Genomic DNA, 17,979 nt, shown 5'->3' with positions numbered 1-17,979 from the left:
GGCTTTGTTGCGTTTATAAGCATGGGAGCTTAGTTGTTTACCAGCGTCAGACCGCTTGGGAGTGCATCACCAAAGATACGCTTCGATTCGCTCTCAGATAGCTCTTTGACTTCTTCAACCAGTGATACCCAAGATTCAGGCACCTTGCTTTGCTTCAGCTTGGTGAGAACTTGTTCACGGTAGTCGTCTGAGATATCAAATAGGCGGTCGCCCGTCTTACGACAAATCATTACGGCTGCGAAAGCGATCATTGGCTCTTTCTGCCAGTTCTGTTCCAACAGCTTAGGTAACCATTGTTCCGCTTGTTCACGAGGAATGACGTTATGCTGGCTGCCATACAAAGGCGTACGCGATGCCAAGCGACCCATAGCCCACCAGTGCGCTTGTTCGAACTGGTTATGGTTGATGGCTTTGCTCAAGAACCACGTAGCCAATAGAACCTTGTCTTCGACTTCTAAATGCTCCAGAGAAGCAGACAAGCGCACCATAGACTCGTAACCCATATCTTGTGCCGCTTTGGCTAATTGTGGGTTTTTCATCGCACCAGGATGTAGGTATTTCGCGATGTCCGCCAAGATGGTCTCTTGTTGCTCTTGGCTCAAACCACCTGCGATACGTCGCCAGAATACCCACCAGTCTGTCCAACCTTGATGGTTTTTGAACTGAATATTTTGTTGATACAGTCCCCAAACTTGCTCAATACGCCAAGAGTCTGTTGGATCGCCAAAGCCCGGACGCAGTGCAAAGCCCGCCAAACGAAGCCAGTTTTTCTCGTGCTGTTCAGAACGACGGCGACGCTTACGACCTTGCGCAAAGGTATCAAAAAGTTGACGTAGGGTAGTGAAATCCCACTCGTCACGTTTGCCCAGTTTCTTCTCAAGATCTTTGGCTAAGGTTTTGATCTCTTTGCTTTCTGCGCTTTTCTTATTACCGCTGTAAAGGCGAGCGATCAGCTCCTTACATTCGTTCAGTTTAGGGTGAAGCTTAACTTGTTCACTGTCGTCAGTTTGCTTGTTACGAACTTCGAATTCCAGCTCCCAACGTTTGCTGTCATCTTCTGCGCTGACACATTCCATCTTAAGCGTGCCGACTTCGGTCAACTGACACGCCAGTTGTACTTCTACACGCTCTTTCTGGTTGGCTTGCAGTTCAGCGCCTTCACCTTCAAGGGTAGTGATATAAGGTGGAAGAGGAGCAAACAAGTCAGGATCAACGTCAACCATCACACCGTTTTGAATAACGGTGTTATTGGTTAAGGTGTCGTGTGTATAAGTCAGCAGGTTAAAGCGAACAGGTTCACCTAGGGTAAGCGAGAAACGACGACCACTTAAGCGGATCTCGTGTCCTTCTTCTGTACCTTTTGCAAGCAAACAGAGCGCTTTGCCCATCTTGTTCTTCTCTTGAAGGTGCAAGAAGTAAGAACGCGCTGCACCGCCACCAATTTTAAGCTGCGCACCACGACGTGCTTTACCAAATGCAACAGCACCCAGGGCAACAGACCAATCTGGATGTGGGTTATCTAATACCGTAACCGGAGCGCCGCGCCAATCGGAAAGGAGGGTAGTGACACGCTCAGTCACAAGTTCACTATTGAACACACCACCGTTGAGTAGCAAACCTACCGGAATGGCATTTTGTTTGTCGTCTTCAATGCGAAGAGCGGCACGAGCAACTTGTTGGTGCTGAGTTAAGAACTCGGCTACGTGCTTGCTCACCGCTGGGTCAGCAACGTATGGAAGACCAAACTCGACAACCGCGCTGCGGCGTTTGTCCGGCACTTCACTGAAATCAGAAAGCGGGAAGAAGCCATCTAATGCGATTTGGTGCACTTCTTGTTTGCTTAGAGCAATACTCTTTGTGCCCCCAAGTAGCTTAGAGCCGCTACCTAACATGGTGATCTTCACTTCGTCAGGTGCGCTCGCTGAAAGCAGGTTCTCTTTCGCTTTACGCGTTTGCTGAATCAGCTTAGTCAGGCTTGCTGCAGTGAGTTTCTTACTTTGATTGAAGCGGCTCTCTGCAAGGTGTGCTAATGCTAAGTCGAGGTTATCACCACCCAGCATCAAGTGTTCGCCAACGCCAATACGATCAAGGGCTAGCTCATCTTGAGAAGAGAAACTGGCTTCAATCAAGCTTAAGTCGGTGGTACCACCGCCCACATCGCACACCAGAATCAGCGGTAACTCTTTGAGCTCATCAGCTGCGGTTTTCTGATGGCGTGCGTACCAGTCGTAACATACGGCTTGTGGCTCTTCGAGCAGGACGATTTTCTTTAAACCTGCCAACTCTGCGGCTTCAAGCGTGAGCTTACGAGCGGTTTCATCGAACGACGCTGGAACGGTCACAACCACATCTTGGTCTTCTAGCTTGTTACTAGGATGTCGGTAGTTCCATGCTTGACGAATGTGGTTGAGGTAGCTTGCACTGGCAATGACGGGCGAGACTTTATCTACGTCTTGCGCGCCAGCCCAAGGGAGAATGTCTGAGCTACGATCAACTGCTTGGTGCGATAGCCAGCTTTTTGCACTGGATACCTGACGTCCTTCCACCTTCGCGCCTAATTCACGAGCCCATTCACCAACGATGAGATTGTTAATGTCGCCAGCAACAGGTTCGTTGTCCCAAGGAAGAGTGAGATCAGAAGGGGAGATTTGACCTACAGCTGGATGATAGCGGAAAGAGGGCAGAAGTGGTTTACGAACGACTTCGCCCGGACCAATCAGTTGGTCGATGTCGAATAGGGATACTTCGGATTGTTCAAGGTTGTCGGTGATTTCACAGTAGGCCACCACAGTGTTTGTGGTGCCGAGGTCAATACCAACAAGGAAACGAGGAGATGCCATACAAAACCAAACCTTCGTGTATTTAAAAACGGCACCCGATTGGATGCCGTTTGACTTCTAATTATTGTTCTTCGTTTGAGTCACTTTTCGCGTCTTCACGCACATCGAACTCAACATGCCATTTTTGCCCGTTATCAGCGGCAATGGCTTCTAAGTAAAGCGTACCAAGCTCTGTGACGCGAGAGGCTAGGGTAACTGGAACCACTTCACCTTCACGACGACCTTCAGATACAGGCAGCGTTACTTGAATTTCTGGAAGCTCTTCAAGCTCTTCTGGTGCCCAGTAGTCTAGGTGAGTACCTGCTAGGTCATCACGACGAACCGTTGAGCCGAAGAATTGGAAGTTAACTGGCTGGCCGATGATCAAACCAAACTCTTGGCTTGGTACGTCAACGCTTGAGCCTTCTTCCATACCAAATGGTGCAACACAAAGTGCTTCCATTGGCGGCGCCATGCCCGGAATAGCTGGCATCGCACTTTCGATACCCACGTAGTACGCCGAAGCAATACCACCACGGATACGAACGCCCTGACCACGACGCACAGAGCCGTAGTAAGCCGCACCGCTAGCAACTGCAAGGTCTAGATCCACACCTGTTAGGCGTTTTGCCATTTCTGCATCTGCTTCAATTAGCCATTCGTTGATCGTGTCTTCTAGACGAGTTGCTAGAAGTTTCGATTTCAGAACACCACCGTTGAATAGGATTGCGGTTGGCTTGATGAAGTCAGCTGACTGCGCTGCATCCGAACCTGGCATACCAGGCATGTTAGCGAATGGGTTGAAATCTTGAGCTGCTGCTTCTGCGCCATTTCCTGAAGTAGAAAGAGCATTGGCTTGCTTAGACAAGAACGCTGCAATGTGACGAGTAATGCCTGCATCTTGTGCGTAAGGCAGACCCATTTGCGTTAGTGCACCACGGTTACGTTGAACAGGGTGGTCAGTAATTGCAACTTGAGGGAAGAAGCCATCAACCAGTGTTTGTTGTACTTCTTCTTGAGTCAGTTCTGTTTTTAGCGTTGCGCCAAGCAGTTTAGAACCACGGCTTGGTACTACAATTGGCACTGACTGAAGTTCGCTGTCGTTCAATAGCGCTTCTTTCGCGTCACGACATGCGTGTGTCATTGCTTGAACTTGCCATGGCTGTAGCTCTTTGCCTTCTTGCACTAGCTTCATCTTCAAGCGGTACGCAAGTGCAAGATCCATGTTGTCACCGCCAAGTAGGATGTGTTCACCTACCGCGATACGGTTCAGAGTTAGGTTGCCGTCGTCTTCAGTTACTTCAACCAAAGAAAGGTCGGTTGTACCACCACCGATATCGACCACAAGTACGATGTCGCCAACTTCAACTTCGTCGCGCCATTTGTCGTTGCTGTTATCGATCCAGTTGTAAAGTGCAGCTTGTGGCTCTTCTAGAAGCGTTAGGTGCACAAAACCAACGTTGCGTGCTGCTTCTGCAGTTAGATCGCGAGCAGCAGGATCAAAAGAAGCAGGTACCGTGATAGTCACGTCTTGATCGGCAAGGTTGTGAATTGGGTTCGCGTGATTCCAAGCGTCTTTTAGGTGCTCTAGGTAAAGCTCTGTCGCACGAAGAGGGGATACTTTTTCCACTTCTTCTGGGCTACCTGCTGGCAGGAAAGCATCACGACGGTTCACACCTGCGTGGCAAAGCCAAGATTTCGCACTTGCAACAAGACGAATTGGTGTTTTTGAACCTAGGTTACGTGCAATTGCACCAACTAGAGCTTTTGGCTCGCTCGACCACGGAAGAACGCGTGATTGTGGGTTCATTTCGTGTTCGTGCGGCTGGTAAAGGAAAGAGCCTAATTGGCTGCGAGTCTCTACCGTACCCGGCGCAGTCAACTGCGGGATAGGCATCACTTCAACGCGAGCGTCTTCGTCGTGAGTATCAACAAAAGACATCACACAGTGTGTTGTACCTAAGTCGATACCAACACTGAATTTAGGCGTCTGTTGAGTTTCAACAGACGCTTCTTGAGAATGGTTTTCTTGGTTCATGTGTTCCATTACAGCTCAACCTCAGCTGGAGCGATCACAGATGCGTCGTAGTTCTCAGCCAGTTTAGGCAACGTCATTGATGTTGCCTTCCAACCTTTGTGAACTAGCGTGCCGTTAAATGGCGCGCTGCCTGTTACGTTGCCAGTTAGGCGGATTTCTTGTGGGTTGAAGCCTTCTTCAACCGTAATGCGAGTTTCTTCGTCTTCGTTACGAACGTGCGCTAGCGTCACGTAGTCGTTCAGTACTTTCTGACCACCAGTGTGGATTACGCGAGCGGCTGCGCCTACTTCTTCATCAGAGAATGACGTTAGGTCTTCTTTTAAGAAGTCAATCAGACGAGCTTCTTGTTGCATGATAGAAAGCAGCTGCATTGCAGAGTCCGTTGATGCGGTTGCAAGTTTTGATTCAACTTCTACAACACGCTCTACGACTTTCTCTACTTCCACTACTTTTTCTACTTCAACGATCTTCTCAACTGGTTTCTCAACCTCGACGATTTTCTCGACTGGTTTTTCTACCACTTTCTCGACCACTTTTGATTTGCGCGACACTGCAACTAGAAGAAGCAAAACGCTCGATGCGGTTAGGCCTGCGTGAAGCATATCGAACGTTTGAGGAATTAGGTTCAAATCAATGTTCATGACGTTTTTTCTCTTTCTATTGATTTATTGGTGCTCAGTATTGGCTCATATTTGTTCACTAAAACGATCGTCTTTGCGATCTTGCACCAAGTTTAGACATTAAAATGATGACGGATGGTAGCATATTCAAGGCTTAAGGCTGTAATAATTCGTGACTATACCGTACGAACAGCGTGAAAAATCGACGATCAGACTCCCCAATATAGGTTGTTGCTTGATGTTTGTGCGTTGCTAACGCAGTATTTCAATAGATCCCGAAGTTTAACTTACGGAAGTATCAAAAATTACGATATGACACAAAGCACCGCTCATAAGAGCTTTATAAAACGACATTCAGACTCTATTTTAGCTTTTTTGGCGACTTTATGTGTCACTGCTGGTGTAGTAGGTGCTGCTTATACAATGCAGCAACGGTATACACAGACGACGTTTGATACTTTAGCCGACCGACAAGCAGAATCACTTAAAGCAAACGTCGAGAATGATCTAAAGTTCATTGGTGCGGGCGCAAACTTTTTCCATTCGATTGAGCGAAGCTATTGGCCATCGTTTCCCATGTATGCGGAACAAGTGATTAATAGCTCGCGAAGTCTCATTGGACTTCAATGGATGCAAAAGGTCGAATTCGAAGATCTTGATGAACATATTTTAAAGACCCGTCAAAAATTTCCAAACTTCCAACCGTTTACCGTTCCTAAAGATGGTCCCAAAACCTACGGGTACATTTTTGAACACAATGAGCCAATTTTTATCGCGTCGGATATCTACCCAAGAACACCGGAAAACCTTTCTCTATTGGGTTTCTATTTTTCGCGCAAACGCTTCGATTTAATCTTGGATGATATTTCCGAAAATGGGCGAGCGAATGTCTCGGATAAAGTTCGCTTACTGCAAGATGGTTATGACAAGTCCATACCTAAGACTGGGTTGCTGGTGTTCCATCCAGTGTTCGACTTCGAGAACAAATATTTATTAGGAGTAGTGACCGGCGTTATCCGAAGTACGGTTTACTTTGAGGATTTGATTACGAAAACCGCGACGGAGCTCGATATGTCGGTGCGCGTAGAAGACTTGGGATTCGACGCAGCAGATGACCCTGTTCTCTTTCAAAGTGCTAGCTGGGATAACATTCGAGGAACCGTTATAAGCCGAACCATTCAACTGCCTAACCGTGAATGGCGTATTGACTTTAAGCTTTCTGACGCAGTCTCAGCTTGGGAGCGTTCTATTTTAGCGGGCACGACGCTAGCCGGATTGGTAATCGCCTTTTTGATCAGTTGGATTGTAAATTTACAGTCTCGAGAAAAAGAGCGCTTAGCGGTCATGTTGGAGCTCAAAACCGTTGAATTAAAAAGAATGGCAGAGCGAGACCCTCTAACTCAACTACTGAATCGCCGAGCATTCAACGATCACTTGCTTAATCAGATAAACAAAGGTGTTAACTTCGCCTTGGTTGGTTTTGATATCGACCACTTCAAAGTGATTAATGACAAACACGGCCATTTAGGTGGAGATGAAGCGTTGCAACATGTCACTAAGCTGGTCAGTGCTAATTTAAAACCGGGAGATAAGTTTTACCGCGCTGGTGGTGACGAGTTTTGTATTATTTCTAAAGTCATTGATAGAGCGGTGCTAGAAGCTTACCTAGAAAAGTTACGGAGTGTTGTGGCAAGTACGGCTTTTGATTATGGTGATGCGTCAATCATCTGTACGTTGAGTATCGGTGCGGTTATCCATAAAGAAGAAGATCCTGAGAGCTTGTATCACAAAATGGACAGTCAACTCTATTTGAGTAAAAAAAACGGCCGTAATAATGTGTCGATCGGCGATTAAATGGGCGCACAAATTCGAGTTTTACGCCGTGTTACGATAGAATCGCACGCTTTAAATTTTTATGTTAGGAACCAAGGCAAACTATGAACCATAACCGTATTGTATGCTTCGATTTAGAAATGTGTTGCTGGAACGAAAATGGCGTCGGCAGCACGGGTGAAATTATCGAAGTGGGGTTAGCTGAAATAGATTTGTCTAAAGGTGAGATAGTCAAGCGTGCTCAATACTACGTGAAACCAGAACACGATGAAGTGTCTCTGTTCTGCGCTGAGTTAACGGGCATCACACCACGTAAGATTGAAAAACAAGGACGCCCACTAGAAGAAGTGCTTAAATCCATGGTTAAGAACTTCGGTGGTCGCAACAAAATCTTTGCATCTTGGGGGCGAGATGACCTCATTCTTCTAGAAGAGTGTAAGCAAAAAGGTATTGAAGCACCGTTCACAGAGTTCATCAACTTAGCGACACTCTACCGTATTCAAAATCGTCTTAAAGATAAACGTATAGGCCATCGAGCCGCTCAAGAAGCAAAAGGAATAGACTGGGAAGGGCGTCAACACTCTGGCTATGTAGATGCATACAACTTAGCTAAGCTTGCTTTGACCATGTTTTAGTTATTCGAACCTAGCTAGCTTGTAATTAAATTATCATCCAACCATTGTTGTTTTGTCATGCAGTCTGTTTAGTGTGGAAAGAGCTAAACACATACCTTGACCAGTATTTTAATAACAATGTCGTTGGCTTATTGAAAAACGCGCAGAGTGCGCGTTTTTTTATGGCTACAGAAGCGATATCTGTTGTCATTCTAGGGGTAGCTTAGAGTTAGCCAGCGACTTATATACTCATCTCGTCACTTTACTGAGACTGTAACTTCGCTCGAATGAACTCGCTGTGATCAACATAGAGTAGCTCTGCTGTTTTACGGATCACCGCGTCTTCTAGCGGGTCAATTTCGCCGTCTGCGTAAGCGACTTCCCACATGCTTTTGATTAAGTTGTAACGAGTTTCTTGAGTCAGTTCTCTTAGTTGAGAGGTAAAGTCGTACAGCGAAGCGGAATCTTTTATTTTCTGTTGCGCTTGCTCTAACAAAGTATTTGATTCTTCTTCATTTAACGAAAGCAGTTTCATCAATAAAGAGCGCTTTGTTTCTTGTTCTCTATCATCGACACTATGGTCTGCGCCAGAAACTTCACAAAGCAAACACGCGATAGCCATGTTAGGGGAAAGTGTGTTGGTTTGGCTTAAATCAGAGCCATCAATGAGTTGTTTAAATAATGATGTGAGAGAATTAAACATAATGAACACCGAGCTATTGTTTATTTGGTTAACATGGTAATAAATACGGAAGATCTCAAGGTGCGATACCAAATTTAGCACGCCGTTGACATTTAAGAACGGCCACTTTCTCCCCAAAAAACCTAAACTCCTGAGTTAGTTCACGGTGACTTGCCTCTTGCAAAGGGCAAGTCATTTGGGGATAGATACTCAGCTTTCAGCACGTGTGGGTGGAAAGTGAACTTCGTCACCATCACTCGTCAGAATACTAATTTGACTTGGTTTGCCTTCATCATCAAGGCGTAGCTCACCAATGGCACTATGGTTAACCAAGCGATAAAAGTTGTGTGTACTTGGTGCGCGTTTGTAAATCTTGAGTCGTTTACGTTTTGTGAACCAGTTTAAAGGTGAGCGAGGGCTGTATAGCAGTCTATCTAGGCCATCACAAATATTGAGCAGTTGTGTAGGGAACTGATTTTTAATTCCACTACAGGTGATTTGATAGATATTCGGACTGTTTTTTCGATAGCGGAGCTTAATATCGTATGCAAAAGAGTAGTGTACGTCGCCAGAGAGAATAACAAAGTTAGTTGGTGTCTTTGTGTGTGTGAAAATACTAATAAGAGTATTCGCACTTCCGGGGTGAGCCATCCAGTTTTCAGCATCAACCATCAATGGTTTACCAAGCATGGTCACCACACGTTGTAGTGCTTCGATAAATTTCACACCAAACATTGGCGCAGCAGAAACAATAACAACTTTGTCTTGGTGCACTAGCTCTTGGTGGAACTCAATCATCGCTTCCCAGTCCATTAAGCCAGAAGGTTTGTTCATTTTAGACTCAGAACGCCAGCGTCTGGTTCGTGTATCTAGCACGACAACTTTTGGTGTCGTAGGAATGGTGTAGTGCCAATTCTCAAAGCGATACAAATATTGAATAAATGCATCTTGGGTTTGCGAGGTTCGCTCATCGATAAAGCGTTGAGCGAGGCTCATAAATTCATCATTGAATTTTTCTGGCGCATTTCCCCAACCTTGGCAAAGCCAGTAAGCAATCAAGCTATTACCGATAATGCGTTTTGCAAACGTGTTGCTGTATGCGGCTTGTTCCCAGCCTATGGTGAGATTCCAATCGTCGGTGACATCGTGATCATCAAAAATCATATAGGTTGGAATGTGAGCGAGTAAGCGTTGAACCTTGTCCAGACCTGCGACGAATTTATCAATTTGTTTTTTTTCTTCGCGCCATTGCTGCTGCCATTTGGGTTCAAGAACTTCTCCGCCGACAGTAAATTCGTTTTCTAATAAACGATCCGTTCGAACAAGCTTCCACAAGGTCGGAGACCAAACCAATAAGTACATTGCAAAGCACTCAGCAAAGCTTATTAGGTGATTCTCACACTCTTTGGCGCTGAATATTGGTGTCCCTCGGTGTGGAAAAAACTTACTTAGTAAACTGTCATCACTCACATAATGAGGCAACAATTTATCTCGACCATAATAGCAAGCAGGGTGTTGGTAGAGGTCATTGGTATTTTTTATCGGAGCTTGATCGAATTCTTCGCCTGGCAAACCCAATAAAGCTATGACTTGCTCAATGGCATCGAGAGTGGGGCCTGCAACATGGTCTGCATAGATTTGATCACCACTCATGATGAGCATATCTGGTCTTTCTTCAATGGATTGAGACGCGATTTTATGATCCGCAGCGACCAATGTATCATCACTGAAGTGATGGGGATTACGGCAAGAGCCATGTAAGAGATAATCCGCTTTTTCACTAACGATGAACTCAATACCCAAGTTTGGCGTATTATCTCGCTCATAAGTTAGGTGAGGGAGCAGTTCCGTCACTAAGCCATATTGCGTTTTTATTTGATAGCGTAACGCTTGATGGGTTGGAAACTCGCCTTCTAATTTAAGTAAGCAACACCACGCATTGAGGCCGATTTGAAGCTGTTCTTTTTGTTCACTTAAAGGGGCTTGATAAAGGATGGAGGCATTTTCATCCGTAATTTGCACCATACCCTCCAAGCGTTGGGTGGTGACTAGCCAAATATTGATTTCAGTTGCGGTCACTTTACGTAGGATCGGACCTGCAACTACAAGAGGAAGTGAAGAAATTTCAGTCGTGTTCATCAATGCTGGCAAAACGGCTCCTTATGTGTCAGCTTCTTCTTCTAATATTTCGATAACTTGCGAGCTACTAAGTTCATGTCCCATAAGGAACAAACCAAGCATCGCATCGGCTTTTGACGCGTTATTACTGTCTTCATCCAAAATTTGCTGAAGCCGAGTTCTAATTAGGTCGATTTCGTGTTCGACGAAGCCACGCCCTTCTTCGTCACCTTGACCATCTTCTGGTGCATTATCAAAGTGCAAAAACAACATGTCACCATCGAGTTGAGTCCCTATCAACCTCTCTGGCAGCCATGCTTCTCCCATCACAATGTCTGGGTCTGTATCTGCGGGTAAATGATTCAAGGTAGAGATGAGTTCTGATGCTTTCACTTTTTACTTCATTATGTTTGATTTAGAACTAAGCTAGAGTTTAAGCGCTTGTTGTAATGGTAAAATATTCGCAAACAAGCTCACCTAGTCGTGCAATATTAATATGATCTTGGGACTCAAACTGTCACGAGGATGACAACATTTGCCATTGTAACGGCTATCATCAGCAGAACATAAGCTTTTAATGGCAAATCATTGATGTTTGCCTGCTTCTCAACCAACATTTTTCGAACTCATGAAGAGATTAATTCTAACAACACTCGTTTTACCTTTGGCTGCGGCAGTTTCTTCTGCGCATGGTGCAGAAGAACAAATGTGGGGGATTGCTACGATGTATCGCACAGCATCGATTCCGTTTTATACCGCCGATAATGACTCTACGGTGAGTACATTTGTACCAATGATGTTCTTTGAAAACGAACATGTGTATATCAATGGCATTGAAGGTGGCGCTTTTTTGTATAACGAGAGTGATTCCGACTGGCGTGCGAGCGCACTCATGCGATTGAGATTTGTCGATATTCCCATGTCACTACAAAATGCTAATGAAGGGGACAGAGTCGATTTCGGTGGGCAAGTGCGTTATAGCATTAACGACAATTGGCGCGCAGAAGTAGAGTTGATGGCGGACGACGAACTCCAGTTTCACTCTAATTACCGCCTTGCTGCCAATTATGTATTTGGGGATTGGGAATTAGAGCCATCGATTACGATTCGATACAAAGACGCTGATTTCAATAGTGAATATTATTCCTTTAAGGATATTACTGGCGAGAGAATTGGAGCTGGGCTTGACACCAATCTTGGTATTAAAGCGCGTTACCATGTAACTTCAAATTTGTATTTATTGGGTGAGACGAGTGTTACTCGCTTAGATGATAACACCTACAACAGTCAGCTTGTAGAAGATCGATATCAGGGAGAAGTGTTTGTCGGTTTTGGCTTTTTCAACGATAAAAGCAAAGCTCCGAAACCGACACTGAGCAATAAAGCATATCTACGTATTGCGCATGGTTGGGCGACGCCTTCGAACATCGGTGAAATATTTAGCTTTGAGAGAGAAAAAGACCCATACGACAATCAACTTACTTCATTGTTTTATGGGCATCCATTAACGGATGAGCTGTTTGGTTTTCCTCTTGATATTTATTTAACGCCAGGGTTGGTTCATCACTGGTCGTCCAGTGTTCAGTCTGCGAGCACAGAATACGTCATGGCGATTAAGGCTTATTATACGGTTAATTGGCCTACGACTTGGCGATTTGGTGTAGCGGAAGGTGTGTCATACATTGATAGCATTACCTATATTGAAGGCACAGAAATGGAAGACAAGGGTTATACACCAAGCAAGTTGCTCAATTACTTAGATTTCTCGTTTGATGTCAATGTAGGCGATCTCTTCAACCAAAAGAGCTGGAACAATATGTGGGTGGGCTATTCATTGCATCACCGCTCGGCGATTTTTGAAAGCGCTTCCCAGTTTGGGCGAATTAAAGGTGGGAGTAACTACAATACTATTTATTTCCAGTTCGAGTTTTAGCGCATCGCGAGATGCATATAAGTCGGATTTGCAACTGACTTATTTATCGCCCATTATGAGTAATGATGAATAATACTATGCTGCTTTCAACGAGAAATTTCGTATATCGTGCCAGAGTTAAGGCTGTTTGTGATGCATCTGATGAGTCGGATGGCATGAGCACCATGAGTATCGACTCCTCATTCAATCTTCAAATTGAAGCGATAAATTGTACCAACGCTGAATTTGCCAAACGCTTTTTTGCCATTCACGGAGAAGGGCATTTGGAGGGCGATGAATGGTTGGTGTTGTACGTCAACTCTCTTGACGTTAAGGCGGGAGACAATATAGAAGTCCGTAGCGATGTCGCGTTTAATGCGATGATCGAGAACATGATATGCGAAGCTGAGCGGTCTTTAGAAAAAGTCTACCTCGATGCAATACGTAACTTGGAGAAAGTGAATCGTTTTTGACGATGTAAGCGACCCTATAAACACGATCAAGGCATCTTGATCTAAAAAGGGATTGGCGCGAACCAATCCCTTTTGTATTCTGGTTTATTCTAACTTACGCCATTGTTGCAAGTTGGCTTTGCGCTTCTGAAATGCCTTTTGCAGCTGCATCTTCACCCATGTTTAGCGCTTCTGCGTAAACAAATTCCACATCAGTGATTCCTACAAAACCCAGTACAGTGCGTAGGTACGGCGTAACGTTGTCAGTTGGTGAATCTTTATGAATACCACCACGAGTCGTTACTACAATCGCCTTTTTACCTTCAATCAAACCTTGAACACCGTTTTCTGTGTATTTGAATGTCACGCCTGCACGAGCAATCAAATCAATCCAGTTTTTAAGCTGAGTCGGGATGGTGAAGTTGTACATTGGAGCGGCAATAACCAAAGTGTCTGCGGCCTTTACTTCTTCAATAAGGGTGTCAGACAAGTCGACTACCGCTTGCTGTTCTTGTGAAAGATCTTCCGTAGCGCGCAGTGCAGTCGCAACGGCGAAGTCCAAAACAGGTAGCGGGTTTGCAGCCAAATCACGAACAGTAAGCTTGTCTTGGTCTACATTTTTGATGAAGTCTTCAACCAATTTGTTTGATTGAGAGTAATCGCCAAGGATGCTTGATTTTAGAGCTAGTACACGAGACATAATGGTTATTCCTTAAATAAGTGCTTTCGACTATGGGAGCCATTATAAGCAACGTAAGTGAGTTCAAAAGCCTAGCGATTCGCTGAACATGTTCGAAAAAATTGAATGAGCTTTCGGTTATCTTGTTACAGATCTTGTGTGATACAATCCGCGCAGTTTTTGTAATGAAAAGAATAGGAAACGCTTTGACTTCGTCACAGCCCCCAAAAAAGAATCTAGCTGAAGAGCAAGCGACACCGTCAAATGGTGCGCAAAAAGCGACAGCGAAACAAGCTCAAACACCTCAGGCTCAAGTGAATAGTGCTGCATCTCTGCGTAAAGCGCTGAATCAGTGCATGATGCGCGACCGTTTCCGCTTGAGTAAACGTATTTCTGGTGCAAGCAAAATTAAGAAGGACGCAGCGCGTAATGCTGTGTTCGACGAAATCGCATTAGACATCGCAAAATCCATGATGGTTGCAGAGCAGCGCAGCAACTACAAACCAACGATTGAGTACCCAGAAATCCTGCCTGTAAGCCAAAAACGTGACGATATTGCGAAAGCGATCGAAGAAAACCAAGTGGTTATCGTCGCGGGTGAAACCGGTTCTGGTAAAACCACTCAGCTACCAAAAATCTGTGCTGAGCTTGGTCGCGGTAAATTTGGTCTGATTGGTCATACTCAGCCTCGTCGTCTTGCAGCGCGTTCGGTTGCTAACCGTATTGCCGAAGAGATGGAAACCAAGCTTGGTGAGTTTGTTGGTTACAAGGTTCGATTCAACGATCAGATCTCTGAAAATACCCAAATCAAATTGATGACGGACGGTATCTTGTTGGCTGAAATTCAGCATGACCGTTTCTTGAATCAATACGACACCATCATTATCGATGAAGCGCACGAGCGCAGCCTCAACATCGATTTCATCTTGGGTTACTTGAAAGAGTTGCTGCCACGTCGTCCTGATTTGAAAGTGATCATCACGTCGGCAACCATCGACCCAGAACGCTTCTCAAAACACTTCAACAATGCACCAATCATTGAAGTATCGGGTCGTACTTACCCGGTAGAAACACGTTACCGCCCACTAAGCGGTGATGACGACAATGATCGTGACCAGCTTGAAGGCATCTTCGAAGCGGTAGATGAACTGTGCGATGAAGGTTTAGGTGACATACTGATTTTCATGAATGGTGAACGTGAAATCCGTGATACCGCAGATGCATTGTCCAAACGTAATCTGAAGAGCACGGAAATTGTGCCGCTTTACGCGCGTTTGTCGGCAGGTGAGCAGAATAAGATTTTCCAACCTCATACTGGTCGCCGAATTGTACTGGCAACCAACGTGGCAGAAACCTCGCTAACTGTTCCGGGTATTAAGTACGTTATCGACCCGGGTACGGCGCGTATCAGTCGATACAGTTACCGTACTAAGGTTCAGCGTCTTCCAATTGAGCCAGTTTCTCAGGCGAGTGCGAACCAGCGTAAAGGTCGTTGTGGTCGTGTGGAAGAGGGTATTTGTATTCGTCTGTACTCAGAGGAAGATTTTGAGTCACGCCCAGAGTTTACTGATCCTGAAATCCTGCGTACCAATCTAGCGTCGGTTATCTTGCAAATGACGGCACTTGGTTTGGGTGATATTCAAGCGTTTCCGTTTGTGGAAGCACCGGATAAACGTAACATCCAAGACGGCGTGCGTTTGCTGGAAGAGCTTGGTGCGATTAACTCTGAGGTAAAAGATCCGAAAAAACGCCTGACTTCCATTGGTCGCCAATTAGCGCGTTTGCCAATCGATCCGCGCTTGGCGCGTATGGTATTGGAAGCGCCAAAATATGGTGCGCTTAAAGAAGTGATGATCATCGCAGCTGCCTTGTCGATTCAAGATCCACGCGAACGTCCTTCAGACAAACAACAATCGTCAGACGATAAACATCGTCGCTTCTTCCATGAAGAGTCGGACTTCCTGACATTTGTGAATTTGTGGGAATACATCCAAAAGCAGCAAAAAGCCTTGTCTAGCAATCAGTTCCGCAAACAGTGTAAGCAAGACTATTTGAACTACTTGCGCGTTCGCGAGTGGCAAGATGTGTACTTCCAAATTCATCAGTCGATGCGTGAGATGGAATTCAAGCTTAACGACGAGCCCGCTTCTTACCATGGCGTACACAGTGCCATTTTGGTTGGTTTGCTGTCGCACATCGGCATGAAAGACCAAGAAAAGAATGAATATCAAGGCGCGCGTAATGCTCGTTTCCATATCTTCCCTGCATCAGGTCTATTCAAGAAACAGCCTAAGTGGATCATGTCTGCTGAGTTGGTGGAAACCTCAAAACTTTGGGGTCGTATCATCGCAAAGATTCAGCCAGAATGGATTGAGCCGTTAGCTAAACACCTTATTAAACGCAGTTACAGCGAACCACATTGGTCGAAGAAACGCGCTGCGGTGATGGCGCACGAAAAAGTGATGCTTTACGGCGTACCAATCGTACCGAAACGCTTGGTCAACTACGGCAGTATCGATTCGACCGTAAGTCGCGAAATCTTCATTCGTAGTGCATTGGTTGAGGGTGAATGGGAAACCAAACACGCGTTCTTTAAGCAAAACCGTAAGCTTCTGCAAGAAGTGGAAGAGCTTGAGCATAAATCTCGTCGTCGAGACATCTTAGTGGATGATGATGAGCTGTTTGATTTCTATGACCAACGCGTTGGCACCGAAGTGGTGTCTGGTAAGCATTTCGATACGTGGTGGAAAAAGGCATCTAAAGAAAATCCGGAACTGCTGAACTTTGAAAAAGAGATGCTGTTCAAGGGTGATGCTAGCCATGTGACCGATTTGGATTACCCGAACTTCTGGCATCAAAATGGTTTGAAGCTCAAATTGAGTTACCAATTTGAACCAGGCGATGATAGTGACGGTGTCACAGTGCATTTGCCGTTGCCGATTTTAAACCAAGTTGAACCAGCGGGTTTTGATTGGCAGATCCCAGGTTTGCGCCATGAGCTTGTGGTTAGCTTGATTAAATCGTTGCCAAAGACAATTCGTAAGAACTTTGTACCTGCGCCGAACTATGCCGATGCATTCTTAGCACGCGTCACGCCAATGGAAGCGCCGCTGCTAGATTCATTAGAGAAAGAGTTGCGACGCATGACGGGCGTAGAGGTACTGCGTGAAGACTGGAACTTGGAACAAGTACCTGAGCACTTGAAAGTCACGTTTCGTGCGGTTGATCACCGAAATCGTAAACTGAAGGAAAACAAAGACCTTCATGAACTGAAAGAAAGTTTGAAAGACAAAGTTCAAGAAACGCTTTCCAAAGTTGCGGATGACGATATCGAACAGCAAGGTCTGCATACGTGGAGTTTTGGAGAATTGCCGAAAGTGTATCAACAAAAACGTGGCGGCTACGATGTAAAAGCGTATCCGGCGCTTGTTGATACCAAAGACAGCGTTGAAATCAAACTCTACGAAACAGAGTACGAGCAGATAACGGCAATGCGTGCTGGTCAGCGTCGCCTAATTTTATTGAACGTACCGTCGCCAATTAAATATTTGCACGCCAACTTACCGAACAAATCGAAGCTGGGTCTGTACTTTAATCCATACGGCAAAGTGCTTGATCTGATAGATGACTGCATTGCCTGTGGTGTCGATAAGCTTATTGAAGATCAGGGTGGTTTAGTTTGGGAGCCAGAGAAGTTCGAAGCGTTGAAAGAACACGTTCGTGCTGAATTGGGTGACACCGTTGTAGAGATTGCTCAACAGGTTGAGACTATTCTGACCACGGCGTTTAGCATCAATAAGAAGCTAAAAGGCAAGATCGACTTCACAATGGCGTTTGCTCTGTCCGATATCAAAGCACAAATTGAAGGCTTGATCTTCAAAGGCTTTGCAACGGAATGTGGCTGGAAACGCTTGCCGGATATTCTTCGCTACATGCGTGCGATAGAGCGCCGTATGGAGAAGTTGCCTATCGATCCAAACAAAGATCGTTTACATATGCTGAAGATTGAATCTGTGACTCAAGACTATAAAGAGTTGCTGAACAAGATCCCGAAAGGTGTGGCCATTCCTGAAAATGTAAAAGAAGTGCGTTGGATGATTGAAGAACTTCGCGTGAGTTACTTTGCTCAACAATTAGGCACTCCTTATCCTGTTTCTGATAAACGAGTCAAAAACGCGATTGATGCTTGCTAATCAACCAGTAAAATAGTGT

General features: G+C 45.3%; 12 protein-coding genes. 5 read left to right on the top strand and 7 right to left on the bottom strand.

Annotated features, from left to right (window positions below):
* Nucleotides 1-29: 29 nt before the first annotated feature.
* From UQW94_RS15505 to UQW94_RS15495, 3 genes are all read right to left on the bottom strand, one after another.
* Nucleotides 30-2,840, bottom strand: coding sequence for an Hsp70 family protein (locus UQW94_RS15505; RefSeq protein WP_322142369.1), 2,811 nt, complete (start codon nucleotides 2,838-2,840; stop codon nucleotides 30-32).
* A 61-nt stretch (nucleotides 2,841-2,901) separates the two neighbouring features.
* Nucleotides 2,902-4,866: an Hsp70 family protein gene (locus UQW94_RS15500; RefSeq protein WP_322142368.1), complete on the bottom strand. Its 1,965-nt coding sequence runs from the start codon at nucleotides 4,864-4,866 to the stop codon at nucleotides 2,902-2,904.
* Nucleotides 4,866-5,498 (bottom strand): DUF2760 domain-containing protein, encoded by a 633-nt coding sequence (locus UQW94_RS15495; protein WP_017634945.1) that lies wholly within the window; start codon nucleotides 5,496-5,498, stop codon nucleotides 4,866-4,868. Before UQW94_RS15495 ends, UQW94_RS15500 begins: the two co-directional genes overlap by 1 nt.
* A gap of 291 nt (nucleotides 5,499-5,789) precedes the next feature.
* Between UQW94_RS15495 and UQW94_RS15490 the strand changes: the two genes are divergently transcribed.
* Both UQW94_RS15490 and UQW94_RS15485 read left to right on the top strand, forming a co-directional pair.
* Complete coding sequence (locus UQW94_RS15490) at nucleotides 5,790-7,331, top strand: sensor domain-containing diguanylate cyclase (protein WP_005377686.1); 1,542 nt, start codon at nucleotides 5,790-5,792, stop codon at nucleotides 7,329-7,331.
* 83 nt (nucleotides 7,332-7,414) lie between these two features.
* Nucleotides 7,415-7,945 carry a 3'-5' exonuclease gene (locus UQW94_RS15485; RefSeq protein ID WP_005377684.1) on the top strand — a complete coding sequence of 177 codons (531 nt, stop codon included), beginning with the start codon at nucleotides 7,415-7,417 and terminating at the stop codon, nucleotides 7,943-7,945.
* A 241-nt stretch (nucleotides 7,946-8,186) separates the two neighbouring features.
* Here the strand turns inward: UQW94_RS15485 and UQW94_RS15480 are convergent, their stop codons facing one another.
* The 3 genes from UQW94_RS15480 to UQW94_RS15470 form a co-directional block, all read right to left on the bottom strand.
* Complete coding sequence (locus UQW94_RS15480) at nucleotides 8,187-8,627, bottom strand: TerB family tellurite resistance protein (protein WP_017820644.1); 441 nt, start codon at nucleotides 8,625-8,627, stop codon at nucleotides 8,187-8,189.
* 189 nt (nucleotides 8,628-8,816) lie between these two features.
* On the bottom strand, nucleotides 8,817-10,757 hold the full coding sequence (locus UQW94_RS15475) for an alkaline phosphatase D family protein (RefSeq protein ID WP_318070731.1): 1,941 nt from the start codon (nucleotides 10,755-10,757) through the stop codon (nucleotides 8,817-8,819).
* Nucleotides 10,758-10,766: 9 nt separating this feature from the next.
* Nucleotides 10,767-11,117, bottom strand: a complete 351-nt coding sequence (locus UQW94_RS15470; protein ID WP_017634942.1) for a hypothetical protein — start codon at nucleotides 11,115-11,117, stop codon at nucleotides 10,767-10,769.
* 235 nt (nucleotides 11,118-11,352) lie between these two features.
* Here UQW94_RS15470 and UQW94_RS15465 point away from each other — a divergent pair, with 235 nt between their 5' ends.
* Both UQW94_RS15465 and UQW94_RS15460 read left to right on the top strand, forming a co-directional pair.
* Nucleotides 11,353-12,657, top strand: a complete 1,305-nt coding sequence (locus UQW94_RS15465; RefSeq protein WP_322142367.1) for a MipA/OmpV family protein — start codon at nucleotides 11,353-11,355, stop codon at nucleotides 12,655-12,657.
* Between the two features lie 65 nt (nucleotides 12,658-12,722).
* Nucleotides 12,723-13,109, top strand: coding sequence for a hypothetical protein (locus tag UQW94_RS15460; protein ID WP_104975299.1), 387 nt, complete (start codon nucleotides 12,723-12,725; stop codon nucleotides 13,107-13,109).
* 94 nt (nucleotides 13,110-13,203) lie between these two features.
* Here the strand turns inward: UQW94_RS15460 and UQW94_RS15455 are convergent, their stop codons facing one another.
* The gene (locus UQW94_RS15455) at nucleotides 13,204-13,788 is read right to left on the bottom strand and encodes an FMN-dependent NADH-azoreductase (RefSeq protein ID WP_005377667.1); all 585 of its coding nucleotides are present in this window, start codon (nucleotides 13,786-13,788) and stop codon (nucleotides 13,204-13,206) included.
* Between the two features lie 185 nt (nucleotides 13,789-13,973).
* Between UQW94_RS15455 and hrpA the strand changes: the two genes are divergently transcribed.
* On the top strand, nucleotides 13,974-17,960 hold the full coding sequence (gene hrpA / locus UQW94_RS15450) for an ATP-dependent RNA helicase HrpA (RefSeq protein WP_171053514.1): 3,987 nt from the start codon (nucleotides 13,974-13,976) through the stop codon (nucleotides 17,958-17,960).
* Nucleotides 17,961-17,979 lie beyond the last annotated feature (19 nt).

It is taken from the genome of Vibrio sp. PBL-C16 (assembly GCF_034321865.1).
In the GTDB taxonomy this organism is placed as follows: Bacteria; Pseudomonadota; Gammaproteobacteria; order Enterobacterales; family Vibrionaceae; genus Vibrio; species Vibrio alginolyticus.
Note: the sequence above shows the minus strand (reverse complement) of the source record. Positions and strands in the feature narration are given on the sequence as shown.

Coding starts and splice junctions, on each gene's coding strand:
- UQW94_RS15505 (WP_322142369.1), bottom strand. CDS start 2,840: ATGGCATCTCCTCGTTTCCTTGTTGGTATTGACCTCGGCACCACAAAC.
- UQW94_RS15500 (WP_322142368.1), bottom strand. CDS start 4,866: ATGGAACACATGAACCAAGAAAACCATTCTCAAGAAGCGTCTGTTGAA.
- UQW94_RS15495 (WP_017634945.1), bottom strand. CDS start 5,498: ATGAACATTGATTTGAACCTAATTCCTCAAACGTTCGATATGCTTCAC.
- UQW94_RS15490 (WP_005377686.1), top strand. CDS start 5,790: ATGACACAAAGCACCGCTCATAAGAGCTTTATAAAACGACATTCAGAC.
- UQW94_RS15485 (WP_005377684.1), top strand. CDS start 7,415: ATGAACCATAACCGTATTGTATGCTTCGATTTAGAAATGTGTTGCTGG.
- UQW94_RS15480 (WP_017820644.1), bottom strand. CDS start 8,627: ATGTTTAATTCTCTCACATCATTATTTAAACAACTCATTGATGGCTCT.
- UQW94_RS15465 (WP_322142367.1), top strand. CDS start 11,353: ATGAAGAGATTAATTCTAACAACACTCGTTTTACCTTTGGCTGCGGCA.
- UQW94_RS15460 (WP_104975299.1), top strand. CDS start 12,723: ATGAATAATACTATGCTGCTTTCAACGAGAAATTTCGTATATCGTGCC.
- UQW94_RS15455 (WP_005377667.1), bottom strand. CDS start 13,788: ATGTCTCGTGTACTAGCTCTAAAATCAAGCATCCTTGGCGATTACTCT.